The sequence below is a fragment of the Phyllobacterium sp. genome (genome assembly GCF_037994425.1).
GTDB lineage: Bacteria > Pseudomonadota > Alphaproteobacteria > Rhizobiales > Rhizobiaceae > Phyllobacterium.
On record NZ_JBBNAM010000147.1, the window covers coordinates 1 to 6210 of the forward strand.

General features: G+C 58.2%; 7 protein-coding genes and 1 other RNA gene. 7 read left to right on the forward strand and 1 reads right to left on the reverse strand.

Features of this window, described 5'->3' with window-relative positions:
- Window positions 1-287: a transfer-messenger RNA gene (ssrA, locus tag AAAB35_RS10420) on the reverse strand; the annotation flags it as partial.
- 144 nt (window positions 288-431) lie between these two features.
- Between ssrA and AAAB35_RS10425 the strand changes: the two genes are divergently transcribed.
- The 7 genes from AAAB35_RS10425 to AAAB35_RS10455 all read left to right on the forward strand — a co-directional run.
- On the forward strand, window positions 432-743 hold the full coding sequence (locus AAAB35_RS10425; RefSeq protein ID WP_340668212.1) for a DUF2853 family protein: 312 nt from the start codon (window positions 432-434) through the stop codon (window positions 741-743).
- 132 nt (window positions 744-875) lie between these two features.
- A complete protein-coding gene (locus AAAB35_RS10430; RefSeq protein WP_340668213.1) occupies window positions 876-1670 on the forward strand; it encodes a thymidylate synthase in 795 nt (264 codons plus the stop codon).
- A gap of 47 nt (window positions 1671-1717) precedes the next feature.
- The gene (locus AAAB35_RS10435) at window positions 1718-2218 is read left to right on the forward strand and encodes a dihydrofolate reductase (RefSeq protein WP_340668214.1); all 501 of its coding nucleotides are present in this window, start codon (window positions 1718-1720) and stop codon (window positions 2216-2218) included.
- A 192-nt stretch (window positions 2219-2410) separates the two neighbouring features.
- Entirely contained in the window at window positions 2411-3514 is a 1104-nt protein-coding gene (gene hflK / locus AAAB35_RS10440; protein WP_340668215.1) for an FtsH protease activity modulator HflK, read from the forward strand.
- Window positions 3514-4458: a protease modulator HflC gene (locus AAAB35_RS10445; RefSeq protein WP_340668216.1), complete on the forward strand. Its 945-nt coding sequence runs from the start codon at window positions 3514-3516 to the stop codon at window positions 4456-4458. The genes hflK and AAAB35_RS10445 overlap by 1 nt, the downstream gene beginning before the upstream one ends.
- Window positions 4459-4470: 12 nt before the next feature.
- Window positions 4471-4656: a DUF2065 family protein gene (locus AAAB35_RS10450; RefSeq protein ID WP_027231855.1), complete on the forward strand. Its 186-nt coding sequence runs from the start codon at window positions 4471-4473 to the stop codon at window positions 4654-4656.
- A 107-nt stretch (window positions 4657-4763) separates the two neighbouring features.
- Window positions 4764-6210: DegQ family serine endoprotease (locus AAAB35_RS10455; RefSeq protein ID WP_340668217.1), on the forward strand; the 1447-nt coding region annotated here is incomplete at its 3' end.

The following is a 6210-nucleotide window of genomic DNA, read 5'->3' on the forward strand; positions in this document are numbered from 1 at the left end:
AGCTATCGCACCGCATTAAGCGGCGAGACGTGCTTCCGCATAGTTGTCGTTTGCAACTACTGAGTTAGCCCGATAACGGTGGTACAATGCCGGGCAAAAGAGCGATCTTTACACCCTTGTCGATCCTGTGTCGCCCCCGCCACAAGGCAGCTCGGCGGCTACATTGTGGTGGAGGCGCCGGGTACTGCCCCCGGGTCCAATGGGCTTATTGCATCGTCCGTTTATCACCATAGCCAGCCGAAGCTGGCACCACTTATATAGGACCTGTTTTGTTGAATTGAAAGAGTGCATTGACTTCAAAACGATGGTGGGGAATGTTTCGACTCGTCTACAGAGTCATCGCCTCATGCGTCGGCCAGTCGCGAGGTGTCTTCAGGTCTCAGGGAGGTTGCAATGCCGGGCATTGCACCTAGCAAAGCAAGGGAATTTCCATGAGTGATTATTTGAAGGATGTACGTCATTACGATGCGGCTGCCGACGAGGCAACAGTTGCGAAAATCGTCAAGCATCTCGGAATTGCCCTGCGCAACCGGGATTCGTCGCTCGTGTCCTGCACCGATCCCGACGAATTGAAGCGCGTACGCACCAACTGGGTCGAAAAGAAACTCGGCATTACCGACACGGCGAAGGCGGACGCAGCGATCGAATCGGTCTGCGCCGCGATGAAAGCCGACAACACCAAGAGCCGTGTGACCTTTTACTATTTGACGGCGAAAGCCCTCGGCGCGCTCGGCGGCCTCTGATCCACGCGTCTCTGCATCGACGAATCCCTGGCTGTCCGCCGGGGATTTATGTTCGGTGGTTGAATTTATCGCGATGCTGTGGATTGGCGAAAGCGATGGTTTTTCGCCGGTCGAATCTGCTAAGAAGGAAGCATGCGCGTTTATCTTGACCTTCTCCAGCATGTGCTCGACACAGGCGTCGATCGCGGCGACCGGACCGGCACCGGCACACGCTCTTTGTTCGGCTATCAGATGCGATTTGATCTCGCCGCGGGTTTTCCGCTGCTGACGACGAAAAAGCTCCACCTCAAATCCATCATCCATGAGCTTCTGTGGTTCCTCCAGGGCGATACCAACATCGCCTATCTCAACGAGAATGGCGTCACCATCTGGGACGAGTGGGCGGATGAGAACGGTGATCTGGGGCCGGTCTACGGCTATCAATGGCGCTCATGGCCTGCGCCTGATGGACGGCACATCGATCAGATTGCCAATGTCGTTAACGCCATCAAGACAAATCCCCATTCGCGGCGCCTGATCGTGTCCGCGTGGAATCCGGCCCTCGTCGACGAGATGGCGCTGCCGCCGTGTCATTGCCTGTTCCAGTTCTACGTTTCCGAGGGGAAACTATCCTGCCAGCTTTACCAGCGCTCGGCCGATATTTTCCTTGGCGTGCCCTTCAATATTGCGTCCTATGCGCTGTTGGCGATGATGGTAGCGCAGGTAACGGGGCTGAAGCCCGGCGATTTCGTCCATACTCTTGGCGATACTCACCTTTATTCGAACCATTTCGAGCAGGCGAAGCTGCAACTCACGCGGACGCCCGGTCCCTTGCCCAGGATGCACATCAATCCTGCGGTGACCGACCTCTTTGCCTTCAAATATGACGATTTCCACCTCGTAGATTACGTCGCCGAATCCAGCATAAAGGCGCCGATCGCCGTTTAGGCTTTCGCCGCTTTTGACGACGCTCATTAGAAACGGACGATGTGCGCATGATCAGTTTTGTGGTTGCAATTGCCGAGAATGGCGTCATCGGTCGTGAGAATGGCTTGCCTTGGCGCCTTTCATCGGATCTGAAGCGCTTCAAGGCGACGACGATGGGCAAACCCATCATCATGGGACGCAAGACCTGGGATTCGCTTGGCCGGCCCTTACCTGGCCGGACCAATATCGTCGTGACCCGCGACCCCGCATTTTCTATCGATGGTGTCATCGCAGTCCGATCGGTGGATGAGGCGCTTGTCGTCGCGGGCAGTCACGCCAGCGCCGACAAGGTGGACGAGATCTGCATCATCGGCGGCGGTGAAATCTTTCGGCAGACCCTGAATCGCGTCGACCGGCTCTATGTCACCTGGGTGCTCGCGGAAATCGAGGGCGACGTGCATTTTCCGCCGATCGACCCTAAGATCTGGGTGGAGATTTCCAGCGAGGATTTCCCTGCCGGCGAGAAGGACAATTATCCGACACGGTTCGCCATCTACGAGCGACGTTGAGCGGTCGCCAAAACTGCGCCCGATCTGAAAATTTCGTGATAACGGACCATAATCGTTCGGCTTTTTACCAAATTCGCGCGAAATTCGGCCGCGCGCGTTGAAAGCGTGCAGCGCCATCCCTATAAACGGGACATCGTGACAGTGGGAGGAAGCCAAGGGGTTGGCGCTTTTCCTTCAAAATATGAGGTAGGAATGCCCTGGAGTAATCAAAACGGCGGCGGCGGCCCATGGGGTGGCGGCGGTAACAATAGTGGCGGCGGTGGCCCGTGGGGCCAGAAGCCGCAAGGGGGCGGTGGCGGCAACCCACCAGACCTCGAAGACATACTCCGCCGCGGTCAGGATCGTTTACGTCAGGCTCTGCCCGGCGGTTCGGGCGGCAGTCCCGCTTTCTGGGGCGTTGCAGCACTCGTCCTCGTTGCCTTCTGGCTTTTCCAGTCGATCTACACCGTGCAGCCGGATGAGCGTGCCGTTGAGCTGCGCTTCGGCAAGCCCAAGGCGGATATTGCCGAACCTGGTCTGCATTTCCATTTCTGGCCAATTGAATCCTATGAAAAGGTGGAGATCGTCGAAAAGCAGAAGAACATTGGTGGCCAGGGTGCACGTGGTGCCAAGGAAGGCTTGATGCTATCGGGCGATCAGAACATTGTCGACGTGCAGTTCTCGGTGCTCTATCGCGTCTCCGATCCGGTCGCCTATCTCTTCCATGTCGAAAATCCGGAAAACCTCGTGCAGCAGGTCTCCGAAAGCGCCATGCGCGAAATCGTCGGTCGCAGTCCGGCGCAGGATATCTTCCGCGACAACCGCGCGGGCATTGCAAATGACGTGCGCGGCATTATCCAGAAAACGCTCGACGACTACGGCGCCGGCGTCCAGATCAATGCCGTATCGATCGAAGATGCGGCGCCGCCGCGCGAAGTCGCCGACGCTTTTGACGAAGTGCAGCGCGCCGAGCAGGACGAAGACCGCTTCGTCGAAGAATCGAACCAGTATTCCAACCAGAAACTCGGTCAGGCACGCGGTGAAGGCGCCCAGATCCGTGAAGATGCGGCGGCCTACAAGAACCGGATCGTACAGGAAGCGCAGGGTGAGGCGCAGCGTTTCACCTCCGTTTACGATCAATATGTCAAAGCCCCCGAAGTTACGCGCAAGCGTCTTTTCCTCGAAACAATGGAGCGTGTCCTGAAGGACTCCAATAAAGTGATCGTCGATCAGAGTGGTCAGGGCGTCGTGCCTTACCTGCCGCTCCAGGAACTCACCAAGCAGCAACAGCGCCCGGCCGCTGAGGGAGCGAAGTGATGACCCAGAATCGTCTCCCTATTATCGTCGGACTCATCGCGCTCGTCGCATTGCTGGTCTATTCATCGATTTTCGTCGTTCGCGCCGGCCAGCAGGCAATCGTGCTTCGTTTCGGCCAGATCGTCGACGTGAAATCCGATCCCGGCATCTATTTCAAGCTGCCGTTCGGCTTCCTTGAGGCCGACAACGTTCAGATGATCGAGGATCGTCTCCTGAGCTTTGAACTCGACAATATCCGCGTGCAGGTATCGGGCGGTAAGTTCTACGAAGTCGATGCCTTCCTCGTTTACCAGATCACTGATCCGCGCAAGTTCCGGCAGACCGTTTCGGGCGACGTCACGCTGGCGGAAGCTCGGTTGCGTACCCGCCTTGATGCCTCATTGCGCGGCGTCTATGGTTTGCGCGGGTTCGAAGCTGCGCTTTCCGATGAGCGCGCCGGCATGATGCACGAAGTGCGCGAACAGTTGCGGCCCGATGCGGAATCCTTGGGTCTGAAGATCACCGACGTGCGTATTCGCCGAACCGATCTGACGCAGGAAGTCTCGCAGCAAACCTTCGACCGGATGAAGGCGGAACGTCTCGCCGAAGCGGAGCGCTTGCGCGCCCGCGGTCGTGAAGCCGCGCAGCGCATCAAGGCGATCGCCGACCGTCAAGTGGTGGAAATCATCGCCGAGGCCCGCAAGGAATCGGAAATCGCCCGGGGTGAGGGCGAGGGCGAGCGCAGCCGTATCTTTGCGGAAGTCTTCTCCAAGGATCCGGATTTCTTCTCGTTCTACCGCTCTATGACGGCCTACGGTACCGCACTCGACAATACGGGAACGACGATGGTGCTTTCGCCGAATTCCGAGTTCTTCCGGTATTTCCAGGATTCCAACGGAAATCTTCCTCCGGTGAGCGGCGCCACGCCGCCAGCGCCGGCCGCACCAGCGCCTGCCCAGCAGTAAGGGCAGGTTACAATGGTTGATTTTCTGGATGCCGTGGGGCTCTTCCTCGTGTTCGAGGGAGTGCTCTACGGCTGCTTCCCTGTTGTGGCCAAACGTGTCGCGCGTGACGTGAGCGAACAGCCAGACGGGTTCCTGCGTATCGCCGGTGTAGCCGCCGTTGCGATCGGCGTTGCAATCGTCTGGCTCGCACGCGGATGACGCGTCAAGGGTGCAGTTCATCAAAGCTTTGTGTCGGCGGCCATATTTTTGTCTACTCTCGCCGTTCTGTTGTATTATTCCACGTTAACCGATAGGGGACCGAACGCATGGTTCTAAACACTGGTCGCACCGCCTTCCGCTCCACCACGGCAGCAGTCGCGCTGATTGCATTGGTCGCAGCGGGCGTTTCTCCCTTGTCGGTCAATCACGCATTCGCCCAGGCGCAAGCTGCGCCCGTGCCAAACAGCCTGCAGCCGCGCGCCCAAGGCCCCGCATCCGTCGCTGATCTTGCCGCAGGGCTTCTCGACGCCGTGGTCAACATTTCAACGTCCCAGACCGTCAAGGGTCAGGATGGTGAGTCAGGTCCAATACCCATGCCGAAGGTTCCGGAAGGTTCGCCCTTCCAGGAGTTCTTCGATGAATATTTTGGCAAGCAGAAGCCCGGCGAAAGCAATCCTTCACATCAAGTCCAGTCGCTCGGCTCAGGTTTCGTAGTGGATGCGGTGCAGGGTATCGTGGTCACCAACAACCATGTGATTGCCGACGCCGACGAGATTGAAGTCAACTTCAACGATGGTTCGAAGCTCAAGGCCGAACTCGTCGGCAAGGACACGAAGACTGACCTTGCCGTGCTCAAGGTCGATCCAAAGAAGCACAAGCTCGTTGCCGTGAAGTTCGGCGATTCGTCGAAGACGCGGATCGGTGACTGGGTGATGGCCATTGGCAACCCGTTCGGCCTCGGTGGCACGGTTACGGTCGGGATCGTGTCGGCGCGCAATCGCGACATCAATTCCGGTCCCTACGACAACTTCATCCAGACGGACGCTGCAATCAACCGGGGTAATTCCGGCGGTCCGCTGTTCGACATGTATGGCGAGGTGGTCGGCATCAATACCGCGATCATTTCGCCAACCGGCGGTTCCATCGGTATCGGCTTTGCCATTCCTGCGGAGCTCGCCTCTGGCGTCATCGCGCAGCTGCGCGAGTTCGGCGAGACACGGCGCGGCTGGCTCGGCGTGCGCATCCAGCCGGTGACTGAGGAAATTGCCGAGAGCCTGGGCATGCCATCCAGCAAGGGCGCACTGGTGGCCGGGATCATCGATGGCGGACCGGTGGCAAATGGTTCAATTCTTGCAGGTGACGTCATCACACGTTTCGACGGTAAGGATGTCAACAATGTGAAAGACTTGCCGCGCGTAGTCGCGGAAAGTCCGGTCGGCAAGGAAGTCGATGTCGTTGTGATCCGCAAGGGCAAGGAACAGACCGTCAAGGTCAAGCTCGGCAGGCTCGAGGACGGGGATCAACAGGCGAAGAAAGACGATCAGTCCGGCCAGGGCGAGGATAATGGTGCTCTGCGCGGCGTCGACGTGCTTGGCATGACCCTGGGGTCGCTCGACGATGACAGCCGCAAGTCGTTTGGCATAGCCAAGGAAGTGCAGGGCGTTCTCGTCACCGAAGTCCAGAAAGATTCGATTGCCGCGAACAAGCGGATCGAAGCGGGCGACGTCATCGTCGATATTGCACAGGAGACTGTTTCGACACCCGAAGATGTCG